The organism is Paraburkholderia sp. BCC1886 (assembly GCF_900996245.1).
Taxonomy (GTDB): Bacteria; Pseudomonadota; Gammaproteobacteria; order Burkholderiales; family Burkholderiaceae; genus Paraburkholderia.
Window position 1 is genome coordinate 147,150 of the sequence record NZ_CAAJGK010000041.1, and the last position, 21,344, is coordinate 168,493.

Genomic DNA, 21,344 nt, shown 5'->3' on the forward strand with positions numbered 1-21,344 from the left:
CGGGCGTGCTTCGGAACTTGCGTCAGGGCTTTCGCCCGAACGCTTCGCGCAATTTGCCCTTCGCTTTCTGCAATGTGTCGCGCCGGGTCTTCGGCAGGTTCTTGCCGGCCCGGTTGATGTAAAAATTCAGCATGGACATGGCCGACTGAAACGGCGTGCCTTTGCGTCGGCGACTCTGCGTGGACGACTGTTTGAGCGAATCTGCGATGGCTTGCGCGCTGCCGGTTTTGAAAATGTCGTGCTCGAGATCCATTGCGTCGCTGGTTTCCATCACGTGATGCGACCATTTTTTTGGACTCTTCGATTGCGTGTTTTTAGCGCTGCGGTCGCGCGCGGCGGCGTGGGCTTGCGCATGCCTCTGGCGTGCGGGCCTGCCAGAACGACCGCGTGGGGTCTGGCGTTTCGTGGTGCGTTTCGGTCGGGATGCGGTTTTGCGATTGGCCATTTGTCGGTCCTCGATGCGAAGAGCGGCGCCCGATATAGCGCCCGCTCAAAAAGAAAGGCGCCGGCCGCCGCGGTGGCGGCGGGCCGGCGCATCGTCGTGGACGTCTATCGCTGCGTTACAGTTTCAGTCCACCGGCTTCCGGTGCATCGGACGATCCGGGCGGAATATCACCGACACCGACGTCGTCACGACGATCGAAACGCTCGCGGCCCCAGTAAGGCTCGCTGCCATAGTACTGATGGACCGAAGTCGCCCACGTCTGATCGGCCATCGCCGGCCAGTGGTCCTTGTCGAATCCCGGCGCGTTCCGCACGCGCTCGGCGGTCATGTCGAGCACGAAGCATTTCTGCTGCGTGTCGAGTGTCAGCGCACTCCATGGAATAGCCAACAGCTTGTCGCCGATCCCCAAAAAGCCGCCGCTCGACAGCACGACGTAAGCGATTCGTCCGGAGCCGACATCGAGCATGATGTCCTTGACCTTGCCGATGTCTTCGCCGTCGCTGCTCATTACCTTGTTGCCGTCCAGCGTGGCCGCTGCCATCACGTCCGGTCCGGGACCGTTGGCGCTCACTGCATCGTGACCGACGATGCGGGCTCCCTGGTTCTGGCGCAGGCCGCCTTGCGTCTGTGTTTGATTCAACATGATTTGTCTCCTTCGTCAGTTGGATACATCAGGAAGGGAGCAACTGCTGTTCCTTCTGCTGGCTCAAGGCTGGACGCAGGTAACTCAAGAGAGCGTGCGTAAAGATGCAACTGCGGTTGAAATTATGTCTGCGCGCCGGATCATGGCATAGCGCTTGCGGAGAGCATTGAACAGCGTTCGACCCTTCGGATAGAAGCGCTGTCCACATACTCAAGGAGACATCGATGAAACGTTCACACACCTATCTGCTTTGCGCGCTGGTCACGATTTCGGGTGCTGCCTTTGCCCAGTCTGGCGGCGGTAATGGCAATGGCGGAGCCGGCATGGGCGGCGGCTCGGGCAATGCGCATGGCGCGGCGACCGCAGGACCGACTTCGGGCGGCAATCCGACGACCGGCGCGATGAGTTCGAGCTCGTCGACGAGCATGCACAAGATGTCGAAGTCGAAAGTCAAAAAGCCGATGACGGACTCGACCAATACCCCGGGCGCGGACGCGAGCAGCGACACCAAGGGCCACTGAGCCCACGCGAAGCCGGTTGGGAGAATCAACGACCTACCGGCTTCGCGACAGCTTCGACGATGGTTTGCTGCGCCGCCTTGTCGTTGCTGCGCGACGAGGCTTTCCCGACCGATTTGGCGCGTACCGTGCGCGACTTTTTCAGTAAAGCGGTCAGCGAACCATTGATGCTGTCTGCCACCGCCGCATCGCGTAATTGACGACCCTTGGCGCCGGTCCGTCCCGCCACCTTCGCTGCCTTCGCCGCCTGCTTGCCGGCTTGGGCGAGTAGCGCTGCAAACGCGACTTCGTCGACTCTCAAGCCACGACGCGCCTGTCCCGGCGACAGACTTTGCAACTGATCCGCCTCGAACGTGCTGATCACGACCGGATGGATGTAGCAGCGCCGGCATACCGCCGGCGTATTGCGTAATAACGCCGCCACGTCCTTCACGGTAGCGACCACATGCCGGCGCGCTTCGGCCGCGCTCGTGCTGATCAGCTTGCGCAACGCGGCCAGCGCATACACGCTGCCTGCCCACGTTCGGTAATCCTTCGCGGTGAAATCCGCATCGCTTGCGCGGCGCAGATAGTCGTTGATATCGGCCGAGCCGACGGTGTGACGATTGCCTTCTTCGTCGAGATACTGGAACAGGTCGTGACCCGGCAGTTCTGCGCAGCGCTGCACGATCCGGCGGATACGCGGGTTTTCCACCGTGACGTCGTGCTCGATGCCGCTCTTGCCACGGAATTTGAAGCGGATCCGGCCGGCCTCCAGTTTGACGTGCTTCTTGCGCAGCGTGGTCAGTCCGTACGACTGGTTATCGCGTGCGTATTCGACGCTGCCGATACGGATTAACGTGGTGTCGAGCAATTGCACGATCGCGGCGATGACCTTGTCGCCCGGCATGCCCGGCAGCTTCAGATCGCGCGCGACACGCGCTCGGATCTTCGGCAGGGCGCGGCCGAACTCCGCCATGCGTTCGTACTTGTCCGCGTCGCGGGTTTCGCGCCAGCGCGGATGGTAACGGTACTGCTTGCGTCCGCGCGCATCGCGACCGGTCGCCTGCAGATGGCCGCGTTTATCCGGACAGATCCATACATCCTGATACGCCGGCGGAATCGCGAGCGCGTTGATGCGTTCGATCTCCTCCGGGTCGTCGATCCGTTTGCCGGCCACGTCGAAATACTGGAACACGTCGTTCTTACGTTTGCGCGTGTAGCCGGGTTTCGTATCGTCGGCATGGCGCAAGCCCGGCGGCATCACCGTCACCGTGGTTTGCGAAGCGGCGTCGCCCGAAGCATCGGGACGGCGTAGAGCAGCAGAGGAGGGAGCGGTCTTGGCAGCCATCGTCGCAGGTAGAAGTTGCAAGCGGGATTCAATCGGAACACGCGCTGCGTGCAGTTGGATGGGACAGAGCAATGGCGATGCCTGGCGTGAGCGCCATGCTGCACGGTGCGCGCAGTGAGTCGGGTAGGCCGGAACGGTCCTTGCGAAAGCTCTCGTGGGTACCGAATCATTCAAGGAGAGCGCCATGAGCAGCACGTTGAACCCCGATGAAGAACCGCAACAGGTCGTCAAGGAAACGGCGGGTACGACCGGAGCGCTGGGTCCGAGCGATTCGTCCGATAGCGGCAGCGATACCGCGGGCGCGAAGCGTCACGCGTTCGATATCGACTCCGAACTCGATAACCACGCCCTCGAAACCGGCGACTCCGAACTCGGTAGCGATACCGACCGGAACGGTACGGGTGAGCGCGCGTCCGCTGACGGCGATTCGACGCTGGACTTCGACAGCGACATCGAGCCGGACCGGATCATCGATCCGCTAGCAGCCGATGACGACGACGGTCTCGACGACGACCCGAGCGGGTTGTAAGTAAGCCTTTTAACGCGCGACGTGCCCACGCCGGCGGTGTGGGCACACGCTTTGCTGAATACATGTCAACCGGTTGGACTGAGCCGAAGTTAGCGCCGATCCAGCCCGAAGTGAAGGAGCGAACAGATATGAGCAAGTCTCTCGACGGATACAAGGTGGCAGTGTTGGCGGTGGATGGTTTCGAGCAGGCTGAACTGGACGAACCGAAACGCGCGCTCTCCGAAGCTGGCGCGACGGTGCACGTCATTTCAGAAAAGGCCGGCACCATTCAAGGGTTCAGACACGTCGACAAGGGCGATGCCGTCGCGGTCGACACGACCTTCGATAAAGCCAGCGCGAGCGACTACGACGCAGTCGTACTGCCGGGCGGTGTCGTGAACGGCGACGCGATTCGCGTATTGCCGCAAGCCCAGGCCTTCGTCAAGGCGGCGGATGCGGCCCATAAACCGATTGCCGTGATTTGCCACGGCGGCTGGCTGCCGGTGTCGGCGGGCATCATCAAGGGACGCACAATCACCAGTTGGCCGAGTTTGCAGGACGACATTCGCAATGCGGGCGGTACGTGGGTGGACAAAGAGGTGGTCGAAGACGGCAATCTGATTTCGAGCCGTAAGCCCGACGACATTCCAGCATTCAACAGAACACTGATTGCGCAGTTGTCGAAGCGTAAGGCTGCTTAAGGCCAGTTGCGCGCCGACTCGCTCGCGAGGAGAAAAGGCATGAAATTCAAGATTTCGCTACAGGTCATGACGGTCGCGCTGGGGTTGGGATTACTCCCGGGCGCGGCTTCGTTGAGTACGGCTTACGCGCAATCCAGCGACGCGGCGGCCAGCGGTGCGCCGGTCAGCGGGACGATTGCGCCGGCGGATCAGCAATTCGTGCAGGAGGCGTCGAAAGCCGATGCCACCGAGATCGCGGCGAGCCGGGTCGCGCTGAAGAATTCCAGCGATCCGAAGGTCAAAAAATTCGCGCAGCAGATGATCGTCGATCATACGAAGCTGTCGCGCGGCATGGCGACTCTAGCCGCAAAGAAAGGGCTGACGACCACGCCCGCGGCAGACTCCGCGCTGGTGGGGAAGTTGCAGACGCTCAAGGGTCATGAGTTCGATCAGGCCTACGTGGAGCAGGTCGGACTCGAAGCGCATCAACAGGCCGTCGATTTATTCCAGCAGGAAAGCCAGAGCGGCTCCGATCCGCAGTTGAAAGCGGCAGCCGCGCATGCACTCCCGACCATCAAGCATCACCTGATGATGGCGCAGCAACTTGCCGGCTCCATGAAGGCTTCATCATGAACGCGATCATGCCGCGCCCGCTTTACGAGGACTCTCTCATGCAGATCACTTTTACCGACGACCAGCCCGCTTTCGATGGCTCGAATCTGACGGTGCGATTCATGGCACGCGTGGACGGCGAAGCGGTGGTGTGCGCGATTACTGCGGAAGCGCTGGAAGATCATTTCGGCGCGGATTCCGCGCTGGAAGACACGCTGATGTCGGCCTTCGATAAAGGCCGCCACCGCATCCGTTCGGTCTGCGCGGAAGCGCTCGATCAGAACGAAGGCGAAGGCGTGCTCCTGCATAGCGGTTTGTTCAGAGTGGAAGGCATGGAGCCCGATCGCGGTACGACAGCGTAGTTCAACGATGTATGGAGGCCTTATGTCGCTCATCGTCGCAGCACGTTTTACGACATTCCCTGGCGCGGAAGACGCGTCGCAGAAGTTGTTCGACGCAGGTTTCGTCGAAGAGGACGTGACGCTGTTTTTCGTGAATCCGCGTGGTCAGCATGCGCGCTATCCGATCGGCGGCGATACGCACACCGACGTGGGTTCGAAAGCCGCGCCTAAAGGTGCCGGGCTGGGCGTCACGATTGGCGCCGTGCTCGGCGCGGTGGTCGGTGTTGGGGTATTCGCGGCTTTCTCCGCGCCGGTTATTGTGTCGCTGATCGCAGCGGGTGTCGGCGCTTATGTGGGTTCGCTGGTCGGCGCGATGTCGAAAATGCGCGGGGCCGGCGGCAAAGTCGGACACGGTGCGCCGGAACCCGACGAGGCGCGCGATTCGGGTGTGCTCGTGGCCGTGCATGTCACGCAGGACAATCAGTTCGACGCGGCGCGCGTGTTGCGCGAGGCGGGCGGGGTTTCGATCGAGCGGGCGGATGGTCGTTGGCAACAAGGCCGCTGGGCCGATTTCGATCCGCTGAAGAAGCCGGTGCCGCTCAATGAATTCAGCGAGAAGCGCGCCTGAATTGCACCAGTGGAAAATTAGGTTCGACAGTAAAACGGCCCGACATCGTCGGGCCGTTTTGCATTGGACGTCCGGACTTCAAACCCACACGCGCGGTGCGCCGTGCGGTCGCGGTGTAGCGTTTTCCGCGGGACGATCTTCGCGGGTCGGTTCACACGACGCCGGCACGAAGCCGTCGTGTTTGATACCGCATGCGCCGGACGCGGTCTGCGCGCCGACAGCGGGCGTTTCCACGGGTTTCATATGCTCACGAATCTGCAGCACGGCGGCGGAGGTAATGATCGCCACTGCGGCGAGGAACTCTGCGCTCCTGATTTTTTTCATGATGAGACTCCCTGTCGTGTTTGCTTGCCCAATGTTTTCAATTGCTTTGCACGTCGTGCAGTGTGTTCTTCAATCGCGTCGTTGCGGGCGCGAGTGTTTAAGCAACCTGCATGCCATCGCTCGGAGTGCCGCAGGATAAGGCTTGGAGCTCACTGGAGAAGCACTGAGCCGCGCAACATTTACTCGCCGCGGCAACAAAGTCGAGCGCTAGCGACGGCGTGGAAGGGACGTCGGCTGGGAATAGATGGCGGGCACGCCGCATGCGAATAGATACACGAACCCCGGCGCTGCGTTTGAGCGTGGCAGCGACGGATTCCTAATAGACGAAACCCTTGGAGGTATTGCATGACTACGAACGTTGTTTCCGTGCTGAACGATCTGGTCGAAACGTCGAAAGATGGCGAGAAGGGATTCCGCAAGGCAGCTGAAGATGCGCACGATGCGCAGTTGAAAACGTTGTTCCTGTCGCGTGCCGAAGACTGCACGCGCGGAGCCCGCGAGTTGCAGGATGCCGTGCAGACGCTAGGCGGAAAACCCGAAACGGGCGGCACGGTTGCCGGCGCATTGCACCGCGGCTGGATCGACGTGAAGTCGGCCGTGACGGATCGTAGCGATCACGAAATTCTCGCCGAGTGCGAGAAGGGCGAAGACGTCGCGAAAAAGAATTACCACGATGCGCTGGAAAAGGATCTGCCGGTGGACGTGCGCGCGATTGTCGAGCGCCAGTATCAGGGCGTCTTGCAGAACCATGATCGGGTGCGCGATCTGCGTGACCAGTACGCGGCTAACCGTCGTTGATTTTTAGTCAGGCTGAGTAATTGACCGCAGGCATCGATTACAGGTGTCTGCGGGTCGCAGCAGAAAACCCGTTCGGAAATTGCTCCGCGCGGGTTTTTTATTGGGCGAGAGCCTTGAGACGACATCGAGACCATCGCGATTTCCCTCCCGATTTTCCACCGCAATAAAAAACGCCGGCATGTGCCGGCGTTTCCTTGCAGCGAGGACCGTTCGAAATTATTCGGCGACGATCTTCAGGTGGTTCTTCACGCTCGACACACCCTTCACGGCCGTCACGACTTCTTCAGCCGCTGCCTTGTCGTCCGATGACGGCACCGAACCCGTCAGCCACACCACGCCCTTGCGGGTCTTCACGTGGATGTGCGTCGACTTGACGTTCTTCGCCGCCAGCAGGTCTGCCTTGGCCTTCGTGGTGATCGTGCCGTCATCGACGTGCTGGCCGATGGTTTCCGACGAAGCCGACGGAGCCGAAGCGCTGGTTTGTGCCGTAGCGTTCAGCGCAAATGCCACACAAGCGATGCTGCCTGCTGCCTTCAGAAATTGGATGGTTTTCATGGTTTCTCCTTCAGGTGTTGATGAAAAATGCGGTCTTGTTACCTGCGCTCGATCGCGGCCAAAGCCGCTGATGACGCGTGGGATCGTTGCCGCTACGGCTCCATCGGAGCCCGCTATCGACACCGGTTATCGCTCTCACCAGACATCACCGGTCCCGGTTCTGGCGGAGGAGAGCGATATCCGTCCACATAGACCCAGTTCGCAAACCCTGTGCCCGCTTACTTCGCCGAGGCGCCGCAATTCGGAAAATCCGTTTAGGGACAGGTATTTAGGCTGAGGAATAAATTTACCGAAGGCCGCATCGGGCGAGGAGATCCAACGGTGCGACCCGAGTCGGAATTTGCCGGGTGCTTGTAAAAATGGCGCTGAACGCCCTCGCAATCGATGGGCCCGGGCCGGGCTTAAAAAAACAAAGCGTATGAAAAACAGTAGGTTGCGAAAACTGGTACGACAGTTGCTCTATAGAGCCCAGTCACCAATCTTCAGCTCTACACGGGATCTCACACAATGCCTTCAATTGAACTACGCACCCGGCAGTCTCTCGCTCTCACGCCGCGTCTGCAGCAATCGGTGCGTCTGTTGCAGTTGTCGTCGCTTGAGTTCCAGCAGGAATTGCGGACCGCGCTCGACACCAATCCGTTCCTCGAATACGACTCTTCGGATACCGAAGACGTCGCGCTCGCCACCGCCTCGAGCGGCGACGAACTGGGCGCGATGCCGGCTACCGATACGGTCGCAACCGCCGAGCCCGAATCGGCGTCGGCCGAAAGTAACTCGAACGACACGCTGGAAAGCTCGGGCCAGGACGACATGCCGGGCGACTTTTCCGGCGACTACAGCAGCCGCAGTTCGACCCGCCAGAACGGCGACTCGGACAGCAGCGATCCCGCCGAATGGGCGCGCTCGCAGCCGACGTTGCGTGAGCAACTACATGACTCGCTGCGTCTGTACCGACTGGACGACCGCGATCGCGCGGTGGCCCGCTTCATCATCGAGGCACTCGACGACGACGGTTATCTGCGTCAGGAACTGTCCGAACTCGCGGACAGCGTCGACCTCGAACCCGAACTCACTGAAGAAGAACTGCTGGTGGCGCTGCGTCTCGTGCAGTCGCTCGATCGCCCGGGTCTGGGCGCGCGCTCTTTGTCGGAGTGTCTGTCGCTGCAGGTGAACGCGTTGCCCGCCGATACGCCGGGCCGCGAAGTCGCGCGGCAGATCGTCGATCATCATCTGGAACGTCTTGCACGACGCGAACAGGCCGAGCTGCAAAAGCAGATTGGTTGCAGTGCCGACGAACTGCGGATTGCCTGCGCGCTGGTGCGCAAGCTCGACCCGAAGCCGGGCAACTGCTACGGCCGTACCGAAGACAACTACGTGGTGCCGGACGTGATCGTGCGTCAACAGCGCAACAAGTGGGTCGTGACGATCAACCCGGCCGTGCAGCCGCGTGCACGGATCCATCGCATGTATGCCGAGCTGTTTGCGCAATCGGCGGGTGCAAGCCGTTCGCCGCTTGCCCAACAACTGCAGGAAGCCCGCTGGCTGATCCGCAACGCGCAGCAACGCTTCGATACGATTCAACGCGTGGCCGAGTGCATCGTCGCGCACCAGCGCGCGTTCTTCCAGTACGGCGAGATTGCACTCAAGCCGATGGTGTTGCGTGATGTGGCCGACGAACTCGGTCTGCACGAGTCGACCATCTCGCGGGCGACAGGCAACAAGTATATGGCGACGCCGCGCGGCATCTTCGAATTCAAGCATTTCTTCCCGCGCGAGTTGGGTACGGAAAGCGGCGGTACGTGTTCGGCAGCGGCGGTGCGTGCGCTGCTGAAGGAAATGATCGCCGCGGAAAACACCCGCGATCCGCTCTCCGACGTGACGCTCGCCAAGATGCTCGCCGATCAGGGGGTGCTGGTTGCGCGTCGTACGGTCGCGAAGTACCGGCATCTGATGAAGGTGCCGCCGGCCGAACTGCGTCGGCAGATCTAAGCGCGTGTGATCGGGTAGCGCGCCAGCCGGGCTTCAACACAAAGCGCCCCGCGAGCCTGCCGGCCCGCGGGGCGCTTTGTCATTGCTGGACGTTTCGCCGACGCCCCATTACATTGACGGCTCGGATCGCCCGGAGGGCGGTCGAACTGCAACGATGGGGTGTTCATGAAGTACTCGAATCGGGTAGAGCGCTTGCAGGGCAAGCGCACTTCCGCGTGGGAAATCCATCGCGTCGCGCAACAGGCGTACGCCAATGGCGCCGACGTGATCGTGCTGAGCGTAGGCGACCCCGACTTCGCGACGCCCGCGCCGATCGTCGAACGCGCGGTGGAAGCGCTGCGCGGGGGCGACACCCATTACAGCGCGGTGTCCGGTCGCGAACCGCTGCGCGCGGCGATCGCCGACGAGCATCGTCGTATGACCGGGTGTGCCGTCGATGCAACTAACGTGATCCTGACCGCCGGCGCGCAGAACGGCGTGTTCGCTGCGTCGCTGTGTCTGCTCGAAGACGGCGACGAAGTGATCGTCCCCGAACCGATGTATCTCACGTACGAGGCCTGTGTGCGCGCGGCGGGCGCTACGCTGGTCAGCGTGCCGGTCGATCGGGCGCGCGCATTTCACCTCGACTGCGATGCGCTCGAACAGGCCGTCACGCCCCGCACCAAAGCCATTTTCTTTGCGACGCCGTGTAACCCGACCGGTGTCGTCATGCCGCGCGCAGACCTCGAACGCATTGCGGGGATCGCTCGCAAGCACGACCTGTGGGTGCTCTCCGACGAGGTGTATGCGGACCTCACGTTCGAGCGCGAGCACGTGAGTATCGCGGCGTTGCCCGGCATGGCGGAGCGGACCGTGACGCTCGGCAGTCTGTCGAAATCGCATGCGATGGCGGGCTGGCGGGTCGGCTGGGCGATCGGGCCGACCGTGTTGATCGAGCACATGGGACGGCTTGCGCTGGCCATGCTGTACGGCTTGCCTGGCTTCATCCAGCAGGCGGCGCTGGTCGCGTTGCAGCAGAAGGCGTCGATCGCCGCCGGGATGCGCGACATCTACCGGCGTCGTCGCGACGTGGTGTTCGAACGGCTGCGCGACGTGCCGGGCTTGCGTTGTCTGTTGCCCGAGGCGGGCATGTTCATGATGGTCGACGTGAGTGGTACCGGGCTCGAAACGGTGGATTTCACGTGGCAACTGTTTCGTGCGAAAGGAGTGTCGCTGCTCGATGCGAGTGCTTTCGGCGATACCGCGACGGGTTTCGTGCGGCTGGGGTTCGTGGTCGACGAGGCGCGTCTGATCGATGCGTGTAAGCGGATTACCGCGTTCGTGGGCGGTTTGGCGCGCTAAACCGGTGGGTATAATCGCGGCACTTCGATCTGCGCTTTCATCCGGTTCACTCATCGCTGCCCATGCCATTCGTCCCGATCCAGTCTTTTACGCGCAAGCGGCTTTCCGACGTGGTTTCCGACCAGATCAAACAATTGATCTCCGACGGCACGTTGATGCCCGGCGACCGCTTGCCGGCAGAACGCGATCTGGCGACGCAACTCGGCGTCTCGCGTCCGTCGCTGCGTGAAGCGCTGATCCGACTCGAAGCGGACGGCTATATAGAAACCTCCGGACGCGGCGGCTTCACGGTCGTGGACATGACCGCGCCGATCATCTCGCGGCCGCTGGCCGAATTGTTGCTGCAGAATCCGCGCACCAGTGCCGACATTCTGGAACTGCGCCAGGGACTCGAAGCCATTTCGACGGTGTATGCCGCCGAGCGCGCGAGCGCCGCCGACCTGAAAAAAATCACCAGGGCATTCGACGCGCTCAAGGCGGGCTCGCTGTCCGGCGAGCGCGCGAATCTCGCGGAACTGGATGTCGCGTTCCATCTCGCGATTGCCGATTCCACGCACAACGTCGCGCTCGCGCACGTGATGCACGGCATTCACACGCTGATTCGCGAGGGCATGCGTCAATATCATCGGCTGATCGATTACGACACCGCGATGGAAAAGCAGTTGATGAGCCAGCATCAGGCCATCTACGACGCCGTGATGGCGCGCGACGCGCAAAAGGCCCGCAAGGCCGCCGAGCGCCATCTCGCGTACGTGCGCGAGATGTACAAGGACGATGCGGCGAAGCCATGACGTCCTGAGCCGCCCGCAGGACAGGCCGCAAGACAGGCCGAGATAACGAGTAAGCCTTGATAGCCCGGATTGACACGGTTCCGGGACTTCCCTATATTTCGTGGTCAGACCAACATGACCAGTCTGACATGTGGCGTCGTTCGCGCCGCTTCACTGGTCTTTCCCCGCGCTGCCGCAGTCGCCTCTCTTTCAATGAGCTTATGAAAGTCGCCCTGTTCATCCCCTGTTTCATCGACGCTTTCTATCCCGAAGTCGGCATCGCCACGCTCGAACTGCTCGAGCGATTCGGTATCGAGGTCGACTATCCGCAGGAGCAAACCTGTTGCGGCCAGCCGATGGCCAACAGCGGCGCGCAGACCGAAGCGGCCGGCGCCGAGCGCGTATTCGCGCGCAACTTCGCGGGTTACGACTATATCGTCGGGCCGTCGGCTAGCTGCATCCACCATGTGCGCGAGCATCTGAGCGCGATCGACCAGACCGATGAAGTAAAGAAAGTCCGCGCCAGCGCGTATGAACTGGTCGAATTCCTGCACGACGTGGTGGGCGCGCGCGAGTTTCCGTGGGCCGAATTCCCGCATCGCGTCGGTTTGCATACCAGTTGCAGCGCGCTGCGGCATCTCAAGGAAGGCTCGAACTCGGAAATCGCGGGCGTGCGGTTTTCGAAACCGCGCGCGTTGCTCGAAGGCGTGAAGGGCATCGAGTTCGTCAAGCCCGCGCGACCCGACGAATGCTGCGGCTTCGGCGGCACGTTCTCGGTAACCGAAGAGCCGGTGTCGGTGCGCATGGGACAGGACAAGGTCCGCGATCATCTGCAGGCAGGCGCCGAGTACATCGTGTCCGGCGACATGTCGTGTCTGATGCACCAGCAAGGTTGCGCGGAACGCATGAAGGCCGATGCGCGCTTCATTCACATCGCGCAGGTTCTCAACGGGGTGACGCAATGAGCCGCATCGACCACGCGAAGGCGGCGGGGGCGTTCATCGACAAGACCGAGCACGTCGCGTTTCACGACCGGCGTCTATGGGATTTGCGCGAGAAGCGCGATGTTCAGGCGCACGGTATCGCCGAATGGGAAACGCTGCGCGAGCTTGCTTCCGGCATCAAGGAACATACGCTGTCCAATCTCGCGGATTACCTCGAACAGTTCGCCGCCGCGGCGCAAGCGAACGGCGTCGTCGTGCATTGGGCAGCGAATGCGGAGGAGCACAACGCAATCGTGCACGAGATCATGTCGCAGCGAGGCATGACCACGCTGGTCAAGAGCAAGTCGATGCTCACCGACGAATGCAAGATGCGCGAATACCTGGAGCCGCGCGGCATTACCGTGATGGAAACCGATCTCGGCGAGCGCATCCAGCAGCTGGATCATCAGGACCCGAGTCACATGGTGGTGCCGGCGGTGCACAAGCTGCGCGCGGATGTCGCCGAACTGTTCGGCCGCACCATTGGCACGGACCCGGCCAATAGCGACATCCATTACCTGGCCGAAAGTCAGCGTATGAATACCCGGCCGTATTTCGTGCGCGAGAAAACGGCGGGCATGACCGGCTGCAATTTTGCGGTGGCGGAGACGGGCACCGTGGTCGTATGTACGAACGAGGGTAATGCCGACCTGTCTGCGAACGTGCCGCCGTTGCATATCGCGTCCATCGGTATCGAGAAGCTGATTCCGAAAGTCTCCGACCTCGGCGTGTTCGTGCGCATGCTATCGCGTAGCGCGCTGGGCTCGCCGATCACGCAATACACGTCGCATTTTCGCGCGCCGCGTCCCGGCACCGAGATGCATTACATCCTCGTCGATCACGGCCGGTCGGAGCGGCTCGCGATGGAGGACTTCTGGTACTCGCTCAAGTGCATCCGCTGTGGCGCGTGTATGAACACGTGTCCGGTGTATCGGCGCAGCGGCGGCCTGTCGTATGGCGGCACGTATTCCGGGCCGATTGGCGCGATCATCAATCCGACGTTCGATCTGAAGCGCTATAGCGCGCTGCCGTTCGCGTCGACGCTGAACGGCAGTTGCACGAACGTGTGTCCGGTGAAGATCAACATTCACGAGCAGATTTACAAGTGGCGCACGGTGATTGCCGAGCAGCACGAAGTGCCGTTCGTGAAGCAGGAAGTGCTGAAGATGGCGGGGCGGTTGCTGGCGAGTCCGACCTTGTATCGCGCGACGGTGTCGTCGATGGGCAGCGCGTTGCGAAGGCTGCCGAACTTCGTGCTGTATAACCCGCTGAATATCTGGGGCCGGCAGCGTGCATTGCCGGAGGCGCCGAAGCAGACTTTCCATGCCTGGTACAAGCAGAATCGCGGGGGTCGAGATGGCAACGCGTGAGGCTTTTCTGGCGAAGGTGAGGCAGGCGCAGCCGCCTGGGCGTCCGCGGCCGGAGGTGCCGTTGTTTGCGAGCACCGGTGGCGATTTGCGGGCGCGGTTTACTGCGGCGTTGCAGGCGATGGGCGGGACGTGCGTCGAAGTGGGGTCGGCTGCGGAGGTGGCGGGGCTGATTCGGGAGCGGTTTGGCGATGCGGCGTCGGTCGCGTCGGCGACGCCCGAGGTCGCAGGCACGCGTGAACTGGTCGCCGATACGGTGCCTGCGTCTTTGCAGGATGTCGACGTGGGGGTAGTACGGGCGCGGTTCGGGGTGGCGGAAACGGGCTCGGTGTGGTTCAGTGAGCGCGAATACGTCGTCAATGCGCTGGGTTATATCGTCCAGCATCTCGTGGTGTTGCTCGATCCGGCGCAGTTGCTGGACGGATTGCAGGACGTGTACCGGCGCGATGATTTTCGCGCGGCAAAGTATGCGGCGCTGGTGACGGGGCCTTCGGCGACAGCGGATATCGAAGGCGTGCTGATTCGCGGGGCGCAGGGGGTGAGGTCGTTGACGGTGGTGTGGGTGGGGTGAATTCAGGCCGTGATAGACGAACCTTGTGATCGTAGTTTGTCATGGTTCTCGAAGACCGGCTAAGAATAGCAATTGCCAAACGGGCGTCCGACGTTTTTCTGCCGACTGACTTCGCTCGTCTGGGCAGTGAGGCCTGCGGACACCGTCATTGCCACGGGACCGATGCGCTTCACGCATCGTCAAAGCTGCGGCATCCCCACATCGAGTTTGTTTTCTGGCGGTACGAGCGTGTCGAGAGTGCATGGTCTTATCGAGCGAACGTCCGGGGAAGTCGGTTTGGAGGTGATCCTGTGTGCCGACGCGAAAAAATGACATTGCCGCTGCCGCTGCCGCTGCCGCTGCCGCTGCCGCTGCCGCTGCCGATGCAAGCAAGCCAGCCATGCCGCCAGCCAGACCGTAAAGCAGCGGATGGCGGATTTGATAGCGAGCCACGGCGAGATGCAGCAGTACGCATGGCAAGGCAGTGATAAAAAACCTGCCTTGAATTCGGGCCAAGGCCCAAACTCGTTGCTATAGAAGCGGCTTTCGACGATTGCATTATCGAATGCAAACGCTCGCGCAACACCCGGTCAAACCCGATCCACTCCTCAGCGAACGTGGGTCTAACCCGGGAGGAGGCCGACCTTACGATAGCTATTGACCAGCGAATCGAAAAGCTTGATGTCAGAGCGGCTTCTCGCCATCAACTGAGCACCTGCAATGGCTGCATAGATGGCGCGAGCACGATCTTCACTCTCCTTCGGCGCCACGACATTGGCAGCAATGAGCACCTGTGCCAGCCAGCCGATATTGACATCCGCGAACGTCTGAACTTCTTTCTTCACCGTGTCTGGCAAGTCGTCGTACTCGGCAGCCATAAAACTGCACAAGCACAAGCGATTGTCATTCCGAAGCGCTGTCCGGAAGGTATCGGGGTATTCGCGCAAGCATGCGAGCGCATCGCCCGACGCGGCCAATCTGGCGGCAAGCATCTCCCCGAATTGCTCCCAGTAGCGTTTCGCCACTTCGGCACCCAGTTCGGCCTTTGAGGGGAAGTGATGGTAGACACTGGCGGCTTTAATGCCGACCTCTGTTGCAATGTCACGAAAATTAAGCCCGCCGTAGCCGTGTGCCCCGGCGACTCTGGTCGCAACAGCGAGGATTTGCTCTCTCGAATTCGCGCTTCCGGCACTCTTCACATGACCCCCGCAGTTCAGAAACATTGTTGACAGCACGAATTCTATCTAATAAAGTGCAACCTACCAAGTGACAGGTAGGTTTGCTTGGGCGAAGGGCCACACCAACGCAAGTTGGTTTTTTTAGTCGCTGCGAGACTACCATGTGGCAGGTAGATAACTGCGGCAGCAAAGACTTTCTCTATGAATCTCTAGGAGCCGCACCATGTCTTCGAAACTTCAACTCTTCACTTCGCCTTCTGCCTTTCCCAACCCGCAGCGCCTGCGACTTTTCATGCACGAAAAGGGCATCGCCGAGCAATTTCAAGAAACCGTCTACGACATGACGCCAGTTGGCGAGCAGCGTGCATGGCGCCACCTGAAAATGAATCCGTGGGGCGAGACCCCGACGCTGCAACTGACCGACGGCAGCTTCATATCAGAAACAGCCGCTGTCGTGCGATATCTCGATCAGTCCTATCCAGGTCGGAAAATCATGGGCGACACCCCGTTAGAACAGGGCTTGGACAATATGTGGGACAACCGCATCTGGGTGCATATCCTGTACCGCATCGTCACGGCCTTTCACGTCTTGCACACGGGTCTTGGATTCAAGCTTGAGCTGACCAGGAATGAGGCATGGGGTGAGCACTGCCGCAAGGAGGCATTAGCCCATGCCGCGCTGGTCGACAAGCATCTCTCGGACGGTCGGCAATGGCTGCTCGGCGGTAAGGAGCCAACCTTCTCAGACATCACATTGGCCACCGCAATCGCGTTTTCGAAGTTTCCGGTAAACGCCACTCCCCTCGACGAGCGTTTCGAATTCCTCGACGCGTACTGGAAACGTTGGCAAGCGCGGCTTAGCTTCAAGGCCGCTTACGCCGACCGCCAAAGTGGCATTCCGGAATTGGACAACCCAACCGGCGCGTAAATCGGAGAGCGATGAATCCTCGTGCAGAGAGGTGACGACTCTCTGCACGAGGCTTGGTGAGCTGGCCGACTGTGCGTCATTCCAGTTCAATTAACGCGTTTGTCCAACTTCAGCCCACTTCCAGACTTTGCTATCATCACTGTATAAACATACAGGTATCAGCAAAACCCCCGTGTCCACCGACGTTCCACCAGCCATCCCGACTGGCGCTCCCTACTACCTGCAGAACTTCGAGCGAGCGCTGGCATGGCTCGCCGAGCGTTACGACGACCTTTTCGACGCACCCGAGCGCGCCTTCCTGCGCGACTTCTCCGCCTTGCCGCAACCATCGCGCGCTCTGCTAGTCCGCATGCTGATGCGTCGAGGCACGCTGTTCCGCACGAGCCGTCTGTCCTACGACGAAATCGGCTGCCCGCTAGCCGCCAGTGCGCCGCTGGCAGCACTCGGCTGGATCGACCCGCAACCCGCATTGAGTCTCGACGAACTGTTCGCGCTGACCACGCGTCCCGAATTGCTGATCATTTTCGCCGACGCCATCGCCCTTAAACCCGGCACAAGAAGTCTACGCAAATCCGACCTGCTCGAAACACTGCGCCCGTTTTATAGAGATCACGACGAACCCGATTTGCCGGCAGCACACTGCCTCGCTCACTGGCATCCGCTAACTGCCGACCAGATTCTGCAAGTCGTCATCGCACCGCTCTGCGATCGTTTGCGCTTGATGTTCTTCGGCAATCTGCGACAGGACTGGTCGGAATTCGTCCTGTCCGACCTCGGCGTCTTCCAGTACGAGAAAGTAGCGTTCGCCCACTCGTCGCGTGCGTTCCAGCAGCGTGCCGACGTCGATGTCTACCTTGCGTTGCACACTTGCCGCGAGGCGCTGGACCGACTTTCAACCGACGACGACCAGGCCCTCGGCGCACTCGTCGAAGCCGTCCACGAAATCGACACCGCCAACCCCTGGCTGCAAACACGCCGCGCAAAAATACTGTTTCGAATCGGCTACTACTGCGAGCGCAGGCAACTGGGGCCCGCCGCGCTCGCCATCTACGAAAACTGCGCGTGGCCGGGAGCGCGGCATCGACGCATGCGGGTGCTGGAACTCAGCGAACGTATCGACGAAGCGCTCGCGCTCGCGCTGCAAGCCGCCGCCGCGCCCGAAAGCGAGGAAGAAGCGCAACGGATTGCGCGCATGCTGCCGCGCCTTCGACGCAAACTCGGCGAGCCGGTCTCGCGAGCACCGCTGGGCCGACCTCTCGAGCGCAGCACCGTGGTGCTGCCGCGGCCGGCCATTGCGCAATCGGTCGAATACGTCGCCCGCGACCATCTGATGAGCAAGGAAGCCGTCCCGGTCCATTACGTCGAGAACGCGCTCATCAATTCGCTGTTCGGCCTCTTGTGCTGGGAACCGGTCTTCGCCGCATTGCCGGGTGCGTTTTTCCACCCGTTCCAGAGCGGTCCCGCCGACCTGTACGCACCCGACTTTCACGCCCGCCGCGCGCCTCAGTTCGCCGACTGTCTCGCGCAACTCGACAGCGGCGCGTATCGCGAGACGATCAGTCGGCACTGGCAGAGCAAAGCCGGCCTGCAGTCGCCGTTTGTCTTCTGGGGGTTGATGTCGGCGGAACTGTTGACACTGGCGCTCGACTGTCTGCCGGCCGCGCATCTGAAACTGTGGTTCGAACGTCTGCTGCGCGACGTCCGCGGCAACCGCACAGGATTGCCCGATCTGATCCGCTTCTGGCCCAATGAGCGCCGCTATGAACTGATCGAAGTGAAAGGCCCCGGCGACCGTCTGCAGGACAACCAGATTCGCTGGCTCGCCTACTGCGTCGAGCACGGCATGCCGGTTCGTGTGCTCGACGTGCGCTGGGCCGAAACCGTTGCGCCGGATAGCGCGATCGCGCCGTCCATCGCGATAACGCTAAGCGCACCCGCATCCGCATCGACCGAGGCCGCTTCATGACCTACGTCGTCGCGGTGCGCGCACTCTGCGAATTCACGGCGAGACGCGGCGATCTCGACCTGCGCTTCACGCCCGCTCCGACATCGCTGGAGGGCATGGCCGGTCACGTCACCGTCGCGGGCCGGCGCGGCAGTGGCTACGAGACCGAGATCACGCTGACCGGTGCGCACCGCAGCCTGACAGTGCGTGGTCGCGCCGACGGCTACGATCCCGCGGCGAACCGGCTGGAAGAGGTCAAAACCCACCGCGGCGCACTCGAACGCATGCCGGCGAACCATCGCACGCTGCATTGGGCACAGGCGCTCGTTTACGGGCATCTGCTGTGCCGCGCGCGCGGGCTGACCGGACTGGACGTGGCGCTGGTCTACTTCGATATCGGCAGCCAGAAGGAAACGGCGCTGACCCATACGCACACGGCGCGCGAACTCGAGATTTTTTTCGTCGAACAGTGCGAGCGGTTTCTCGACTGGGCCGTGCAGGAAGAGGCGCATCGCGCGGCGCGCAACGCCGCGCTCGGCGCGCTGCAGTTTCCGCACGGGGCATTTCGCAGCGGACAGCGCGAACTGGCGGTGTCGGTCTATCGCGCGGCCCGCGACGGCATACCGTTGATGGCGCAAGCGCCGACCGGCATCGGCAAGACACTCGCGACCATTTTTCCGATGCTGAAGGCGTGCGCCTCGGATCAGATCGACCGGGTGTTCTTCCTCACCGCGAAGACGCCGGGCCGCGCGCTCGCGCTGGAGGCCATCGACTCCCTGCAACGCAGCGCGCCGGATCTGCCGCTGCGAACGCTGGAACTGGTCGCGCGCGACAAGGCCTGCGAGCATCCCGACAAGGCCTGCAACGGCGAATCCTGTCCGCTCGCGCGCGGCTTCTACGACCGCCTCGACAAGGCGCGCAGCAACGCGCTCGCCACATCGCGGCTCGACCGTGCGGCGGTGCGCACTGCGGCGCTGGCGCACGACCTCTGTCCTTACTACCTCGCGCAGGAATTGACGCGCTGGGCCGACGTCGTGGTGGGCGACTACAACTATTACTTCGACAGCAGCGCGATGCTGCACGCGCTCACGCAGATCAACCAGTGGCGCGTCGGCGTCTTGGTGGACGAAGCGCACAACCTGCTGGAACGCGCCCGCCGCATGTATAGCGCGACGCTCGACCAGGCGGCGCTGCGGATTGCGCGCAAGACGGCGCCGGCGGTGCTGCGCAAGCCTCTCGAACGCTTGCAGCGTGAATGGAATACGCTGAAACGCGCGCAGACCGACACGTATCGGGTCTACGCCGACGTGCCCGGCAAGCTGCTGTCGGCGGCGCAAAACCTGATCGGCGCGGTGACGGATCAACTCGCCGAAGCGCCACTCTCCATCGACGAGTCCGCGCTGCGGTTTTTCTTCGACGCGATGCACTTCGTCGCGCTCGCCGAACAGTTCGGCGAGCATTCGATTTTCGACATCACGTTGACCACCGACCGTCACGCGCCGCGCGACAAAAGCAGTTGCACGCTGTGCGTGCGCAACGTGATTCCCGCGCCGTTCCTCGCGCCGCGCTACGCCGCCGCGCGCACCACGGTGATGTTCTCCGGCACGCTCAATCCGCAAGCTTTCTATCGCGATACGCTGGGGTTGCCCGAGCAGACGCAATGGCTCGACGTGGAAGGGCCGTTTCGCGCCGAGCAGCTACAGGTACGCGTAGCGGGGCGCGTGTCGACGCGCTGGCGCGATCGCGAGCGTTCGCTCGAACCCATCGTCGAGCTGATTGCCAAGCAGTACACGACGCTGCCCGGTAATTACCTCGGGTTCCTGAGCAGTTTCGATTATCTGCAGCAGGTGGTCGCGTTGCTGCGCGAGCGCTATCCGGCGATCCCCGTATGGACCCAATCGCCCGGCATGGACGAAGCCGCGCGCGACGGGTTTCTCGCGCGCTTTCGCAGCATGGACAGCGGCGTGGGGTTCGCGGTGCTGGGCGGCGCGTTTTCGGAAGGCGTCGATCTGGTGGGCAAACAGTTGATCGGCGCGTTCATCGCCACGCTGGGTTTGCCGCAGATGAACGACGTCAACGAGCAGATGCGGCGCACCATGGAAACGCGCTTTGGCAACGGCTACGACTACACGTATCTGTACCCGGGCTTGCAGAAAGTCGTACAGGCGGCGGGGCGGGTGATCCGGACCGAGCAGGATCGCGGCGTCGTGTACCTCATCGACGATCGCTACCGGCGGCCCGAAGTCAGAAAGCTGCTGCCGGGATGGTGGGCGGTGGAGTAGACCCCGCGTAGGCGTCGCGCATCCGCGCGATGCACTCGGCCGGGCCGCCGTGCACGATGCGCGTCGAGCACGCGATCATCAGATTTTTCGACAGACCGAAGTCTTCCACGAGAAAGCCGCGCTCGCAGACGAGGCCCTCGGGCGATGGGGTCGCGGGCACGCGGTCGACCAGCGTGCCGGTGTCCGTCGTGTAGCCCCAGACGTCCTTGCCCAACGCCACCGCGAAGCCGATTTCAAACGCGGTGCCGGAATCGGGTTCGCCGGGGCCGCGAAAGTCGTCGATGTTGGCCATCACGATATGCGCGCGGCGAATCAGGTCGAGGTTCGCCGCGTAAATCCAGGCGGCGCGCTCGCCGGGATCCAGATGCTCGGGCAGGGTGTTGTCCAGCGGATAAAGACCTTCGAAGCCGGCTTCGGCGCAGAGCGCGGCGAGCTTGCGGCCGTGCGCGACGGCGTCCGGACGGAACACGTCGAACCCGGCGAGGTAGACGCGCAGGCGTTGCTCCTGCTGCGCGACGGAATCGACTTTATTTGCGGGAGAAGGGGACATGGGCTTGGCCAAAAACGATCTGTTTAGATACCATCCGGTCGGGAACGCATTATGCGAACTGAGTGGATCGCCGTATCTT

General features: G+C 62.0%; 24 protein-coding genes. 17 read left to right on the forward strand and 7 right to left on the reverse strand.

Going from position 1 to position 21,344, the window contains the following annotated elements:
- Window positions 1–22 precede the first annotated feature (22 nt).
- Window positions 23–445 carry a DUF3175 domain-containing protein gene (locus FQ746_RS10510; RefSeq protein WP_144109161.1) on the reverse strand — a complete coding sequence of 141 codons (423 nt, stop codon included), beginning with the start codon at window positions 443–445 and terminating at the stop codon, window positions 23–25.
- A 115-nt stretch (window positions 446–560) separates the two neighbouring features.
- The gene (locus FQ746_RS10515) at window positions 561–1,088 is read right to left on the reverse strand and encodes a PRC-barrel domain-containing protein (protein ID WP_144109163.1); all 528 of its coding nucleotides are present in this window, start codon (window positions 1,086–1,088) and stop codon (window positions 561–563) included.
- A gap of 224 nt (window positions 1,089–1,312) precedes the next feature.
- On the opposite strand from FQ746_RS10515, the gene FQ746_RS10520 reads away from it, so the two are divergent.
- Window positions 1,313–1,609, forward strand: coding sequence for a hypothetical protein (locus FQ746_RS10520; RefSeq protein ID WP_144109165.1), 297 nt, complete (start codon window positions 1,313–1,315; stop codon window positions 1,607–1,609).
- A 25-nt stretch (window positions 1,610–1,634) separates the two neighbouring features.
- Here FQ746_RS10520 and FQ746_RS10525 read toward each other — a convergent pair whose 3' ends face one another.
- The gene (locus FQ746_RS10525; protein ID WP_144109638.1) at window positions 1,635–2,936 is read right to left on the reverse strand and encodes a DNA topoisomerase IB; all 1,302 of its coding nucleotides are present in this window, start codon (window positions 2,934–2,936) and stop codon (window positions 1,635–1,637) included.
- 184 nt (window positions 2,937–3,120) lie between these two features.
- Between FQ746_RS10525 and FQ746_RS10530 the strand changes: the two genes are divergently transcribed.
- The 5 genes from FQ746_RS10530 to FQ746_RS10550 all read left to right on the forward strand — a co-directional run bounded on the left by FQ746_RS10530 (window position 3,121) and on the right by FQ746_RS10550 (window position 5,705).
- On the forward strand, window positions 3,121–3,465 hold the full coding sequence (locus FQ746_RS10530) for a chemotaxis protein (RefSeq protein ID WP_144109167.1): 345 nt from the start codon (window positions 3,121–3,123) through the stop codon (window positions 3,463–3,465).
- 128 nt (window positions 3,466–3,593) lie between these two features.
- Entirely contained in the window at window positions 3,594–4,145 is a 552-nt protein-coding gene (locus FQ746_RS10535) for a type 1 glutamine amidotransferase domain-containing protein (protein WP_144109169.1), read from the forward strand.
- 39 nt (window positions 4,146–4,184) lie between these two features.
- Complete coding sequence (locus tag FQ746_RS10540; protein ID WP_144109171.1) at window positions 4,185–4,757, forward strand: DUF4142 domain-containing protein; 573 nt, start codon at window positions 4,185–4,187, stop codon at window positions 4,755–4,757.
- Window positions 4,754–5,098 (forward strand): DUF1488 domain-containing protein, encoded by a 345-nt coding sequence (locus FQ746_RS10545; RefSeq protein ID WP_144109173.1) that lies wholly within the window; start codon window positions 4,754–4,756, stop codon window positions 5,096–5,098. Before FQ746_RS10540 ends, FQ746_RS10545 begins: the two co-directional genes overlap by 4 nt.
- A gap of 22 nt (window positions 5,099–5,120) precedes the next feature.
- A complete protein-coding gene (locus tag FQ746_RS10550; protein ID WP_144109175.1) occupies window positions 5,121–5,705 on the forward strand; it encodes a hypothetical protein in 585 nt (194 codons plus the stop codon).
- A gap of 78 nt (window positions 5,706–5,783) precedes the next feature.
- On the opposite strand, the gene FQ746_RS10555 is transcribed toward FQ746_RS10550, so the two are convergent.
- Window positions 5,784–6,029: a hypothetical protein gene (locus tag FQ746_RS10555; protein WP_144109177.1), complete on the reverse strand. Its 246-nt coding sequence runs from the start codon at window positions 6,027–6,029 to the stop codon at window positions 5,784–5,786.
- 345 nt (window positions 6,030–6,374) lie between these two features.
- Here FQ746_RS10555 and FQ746_RS10560 point away from each other — a divergent pair, with 345 nt between their 5' ends.
- Entirely contained in the window at window positions 6,375–6,827 is a 453-nt protein-coding gene (locus FQ746_RS10560; RefSeq protein ID WP_144109179.1) for a PA2169 family four-helix-bundle protein, read from the forward strand.
- Window positions 6,828–7,043: 216 nt separating this feature from the next.
- On the opposite strand, the gene FQ746_RS10565 is transcribed toward FQ746_RS10560, so the two are convergent.
- A complete protein-coding gene (locus FQ746_RS10565) occupies window positions 7,044–7,382 on the reverse strand; it encodes a BON domain-containing protein (RefSeq protein ID WP_144109181.1) in 339 nt (112 codons plus the stop codon).
- A gap of 507 nt (window positions 7,383–7,889) precedes the next feature.
- Between FQ746_RS10565 and FQ746_RS10570 the strand changes: the two genes are divergently transcribed.
- The 7 genes from FQ746_RS10570 to FQ746_RS34755 all read left to right on the forward strand — a co-directional run bounded on the left by FQ746_RS10570 (window position 7,890) and on the right by FQ746_RS34755 (window position 14,870).
- Window positions 7,890–9,371 carry an RNA polymerase factor sigma-54 gene (locus tag FQ746_RS10570; RefSeq protein ID WP_144109183.1) on the forward strand — a complete coding sequence of 494 codons (1,482 nt, stop codon included), beginning with the start codon at window positions 7,890–7,892 and terminating at the stop codon, window positions 9,369–9,371.
- 165 nt (window positions 9,372–9,536) lie between these two features.
- Window positions 9,537–10,712, forward strand: coding sequence for a pyridoxal phosphate-dependent aminotransferase (locus FQ746_RS10575; RefSeq protein ID WP_144109185.1), 1,176 nt, complete (start codon window positions 9,537–9,539; stop codon window positions 10,710–10,712).
- Between the two features lie 62 nt (window positions 10,713–10,774).
- Complete coding sequence (locus FQ746_RS10580) at window positions 10,775–11,503, forward strand: FadR/GntR family transcriptional regulator (protein WP_144109187.1); 729 nt, start codon at window positions 10,775–10,777, stop codon at window positions 11,501–11,503.
- Between the two features lie 200 nt (window positions 11,504–11,703).
- Window positions 11,704–12,447, forward strand: coding sequence for a (Fe-S)-binding protein (locus FQ746_RS10585; protein ID WP_144109189.1), 744 nt, complete (start codon window positions 11,704–11,706; stop codon window positions 12,445–12,447).
- A complete protein-coding gene (locus FQ746_RS10590) occupies window positions 12,444–13,835 on the forward strand; it encodes a lactate utilization protein B (protein ID WP_144109191.1) in 1,392 nt (463 codons plus the stop codon). Before FQ746_RS10585 ends, FQ746_RS10590 begins: the two co-directional genes overlap by 4 nt.
- The gene (locus FQ746_RS10595) at window positions 13,822–14,403 is read left to right on the forward strand and encodes a lactate utilization protein C (protein WP_144109192.1); all 582 of its coding nucleotides are present in this window, start codon (window positions 13,822–13,824) and stop codon (window positions 14,401–14,403) included. The genes FQ746_RS10590 and FQ746_RS10595 overlap by 14 nt, the downstream gene beginning before the upstream one ends.
- Before the next feature lie 41 nt (window positions 14,404–14,444).
- On the forward strand, window positions 14,445–14,870 hold the full coding sequence (locus tag FQ746_RS34755; protein ID WP_186310689.1) for a hypothetical protein: 426 nt from the start codon (window positions 14,445–14,447) through the stop codon (window positions 14,868–14,870).
- A gap of 135 nt (window positions 14,871–15,005) precedes the next feature.
- Here the strand turns inward: FQ746_RS34755 and FQ746_RS10605 are convergent, their stop codons facing one another.
- Window positions 15,006–15,605: a TetR/AcrR family transcriptional regulator gene (locus FQ746_RS10605; RefSeq protein WP_186310690.1), complete on the reverse strand. Its 600-nt coding sequence runs from the start codon at window positions 15,603–15,605 to the stop codon at window positions 15,006–15,008.
- Between the two features lie 178 nt (window positions 15,606–15,783).
- On the opposite strand from FQ746_RS10605, the gene FQ746_RS10610 reads away from it, so the two are divergent.
- The 3 genes from FQ746_RS10610 to FQ746_RS10620 all read left to right on the forward strand — a co-directional run bounded on the left by FQ746_RS10610 (window position 15,784) and on the right by FQ746_RS10620 (window position 20,715).
- Window positions 15,784–16,488, forward strand: coding sequence for a glutathione S-transferase family protein (locus FQ746_RS10610; RefSeq protein ID WP_144109197.1), 705 nt, complete (start codon window positions 15,784–15,786; stop codon window positions 16,486–16,488).
- 172 nt (window positions 16,489–16,660) lie between these two features.
- Window positions 16,661–18,454: a VRR-NUC domain-containing protein gene (locus FQ746_RS10615; protein WP_144109199.1), complete on the forward strand. Its 1,794-nt coding sequence runs from the start codon at window positions 16,661–16,663 to the stop codon at window positions 18,452–18,454.
- Window positions 18,451–20,715: an ATP-dependent DNA helicase gene (locus FQ746_RS10620; RefSeq protein ID WP_144109201.1), complete on the forward strand. Its 2,265-nt coding sequence runs from the start codon at window positions 18,451–18,453 to the stop codon at window positions 20,713–20,715. The genes FQ746_RS10615 and FQ746_RS10620 overlap by 4 nt, the downstream gene beginning before the upstream one ends.
- Here FQ746_RS10620 and FQ746_RS10625 read toward each other — a convergent pair.
- Complete coding sequence (locus FQ746_RS10625; RefSeq protein ID WP_144109203.1) at window positions 20,678–21,265, reverse strand: nucleoside 2-deoxyribosyltransferase; 588 nt, start codon at window positions 21,263–21,265, stop codon at window positions 20,678–20,680. The two genes, FQ746_RS10620 and FQ746_RS10625, sit on opposite strands and share 38 nt — an antisense overlap.
- Window positions 21,266–21,344: the final 79 nt, after the last annotated feature.

Bases quoted from the DNA above. Each gene is read 5' to 3' on its own strand.
- FQ746_RS10510 (WP_144109161.1), bottom strand. From the start codon at position 445: ATGGCCAATCGCAAAACCGCATCCCGACCGAAACGCACCACGAAACGC.
- FQ746_RS10515 (WP_144109163.1), bottom strand. From the start codon at position 1,088: ATGTTGAATCAAACACAGACGCAAGGCGGCCTGCGCCAGAACCAGGGA.
- FQ746_RS10520 (WP_144109165.1), top strand. From the start codon at position 1,313: ATGAAACGTTCACACACCTATCTGCTTTGCGCGCTGGTCACGATTTCG.
- FQ746_RS10525 (WP_144109638.1), bottom strand. From the start codon at position 2,936: ATGGCTGCCAAGACCGCTCCCTCCTCTGCTGCTCTACGCCGTCCCGAT.
- FQ746_RS10530 (WP_144109167.1), top strand. From the start codon at position 3,121: ATGAGCAGCACGTTGAACCCCGATGAAGAACCGCAACAGGTCGTCAAG.
- FQ746_RS10535 (WP_144109169.1), top strand. From the start codon at position 3,594: ATGAGCAAGTCTCTCGACGGATACAAGGTGGCAGTGTTGGCGGTGGAT.
- FQ746_RS10540 (WP_144109171.1), top strand. From the start codon at position 4,185: ATGAAATTCAAGATTTCGCTACAGGTCATGACGGTCGCGCTGGGGTTG.
- FQ746_RS10545 (WP_144109173.1), top strand. From the start codon at position 4,754: ATGAACGCGATCATGCCGCGCCCGCTTTACGAGGACTCTCTCATGCAG.
- FQ746_RS10550 (WP_144109175.1), top strand. From the start codon at position 5,121: ATGTCGCTCATCGTCGCAGCACGTTTTACGACATTCCCTGGCGCGGAA.
- FQ746_RS10555 (WP_144109177.1), bottom strand. From the start codon at position 6,029: ATGAAAAAAATCAGGAGCGCAGAGTTCCTCGCCGCAGTGGCGATCATT.
- FQ746_RS10560 (WP_144109179.1), top strand. From the start codon at position 6,375: ATGACTACGAACGTTGTTTCCGTGCTGAACGATCTGGTCGAAACGTCG.
- FQ746_RS10565 (WP_144109181.1), bottom strand. From the start codon at position 7,382: ATGAAAACCATCCAATTTCTGAAGGCAGCAGGCAGCATCGCTTGTGTG.
- FQ746_RS10570 (WP_144109183.1), top strand. From the start codon at position 7,890: ATGCCTTCAATTGAACTACGCACCCGGCAGTCTCTCGCTCTCACGCCG.
- FQ746_RS10575 (WP_144109185.1), top strand. From the start codon at position 9,537: ATGAAGTACTCGAATCGGGTAGAGCGCTTGCAGGGCAAGCGCACTTCC.
- FQ746_RS10580 (WP_144109187.1), top strand. From the start codon at position 10,775: ATGCCATTCGTCCCGATCCAGTCTTTTACGCGCAAGCGGCTTTCCGAC.
- FQ746_RS10585 (WP_144109189.1), top strand. From the start codon at position 11,704: ATGAAAGTCGCCCTGTTCATCCCCTGTTTCATCGACGCTTTCTATCCC.
- FQ746_RS10590 (WP_144109191.1), top strand. From the start codon at position 12,444: ATGAGCCGCATCGACCACGCGAAGGCGGCGGGGGCGTTCATCGACAAG.
- FQ746_RS10595 (WP_144109192.1), top strand. From the start codon at position 13,822: ATGGCAACGCGTGAGGCTTTTCTGGCGAAGGTGAGGCAGGCGCAGCCG.
- FQ746_RS34755 (WP_186310689.1), top strand. From the start codon at position 14,445: ATGGTTCTCGAAGACCGGCTAAGAATAGCAATTGCCAAACGGGCGTCC.
- FQ746_RS10605 (WP_186310690.1), bottom strand. From the start codon at position 15,605: ATGTTTCTGAACTGCGGGGGTCATGTGAAGAGTGCCGGAAGCGCGAAT.
- FQ746_RS10610 (WP_144109197.1), top strand. From the start codon at position 15,784: ATGTCTTCGAAACTTCAACTCTTCACTTCGCCTTCTGCCTTTCCCAAC.
- FQ746_RS10620 (WP_144109201.1), top strand. From the start codon at position 18,451: ATGACCTACGTCGTCGCGGTGCGCGCACTCTGCGAATTCACGGCGAGA.
- FQ746_RS10625 (WP_144109203.1), bottom strand. From the start codon at position 21,265: ATGTCCCCTTCTCCCGCAAATAAAGTCGATTCCGTCGCGCAGCAGGAG.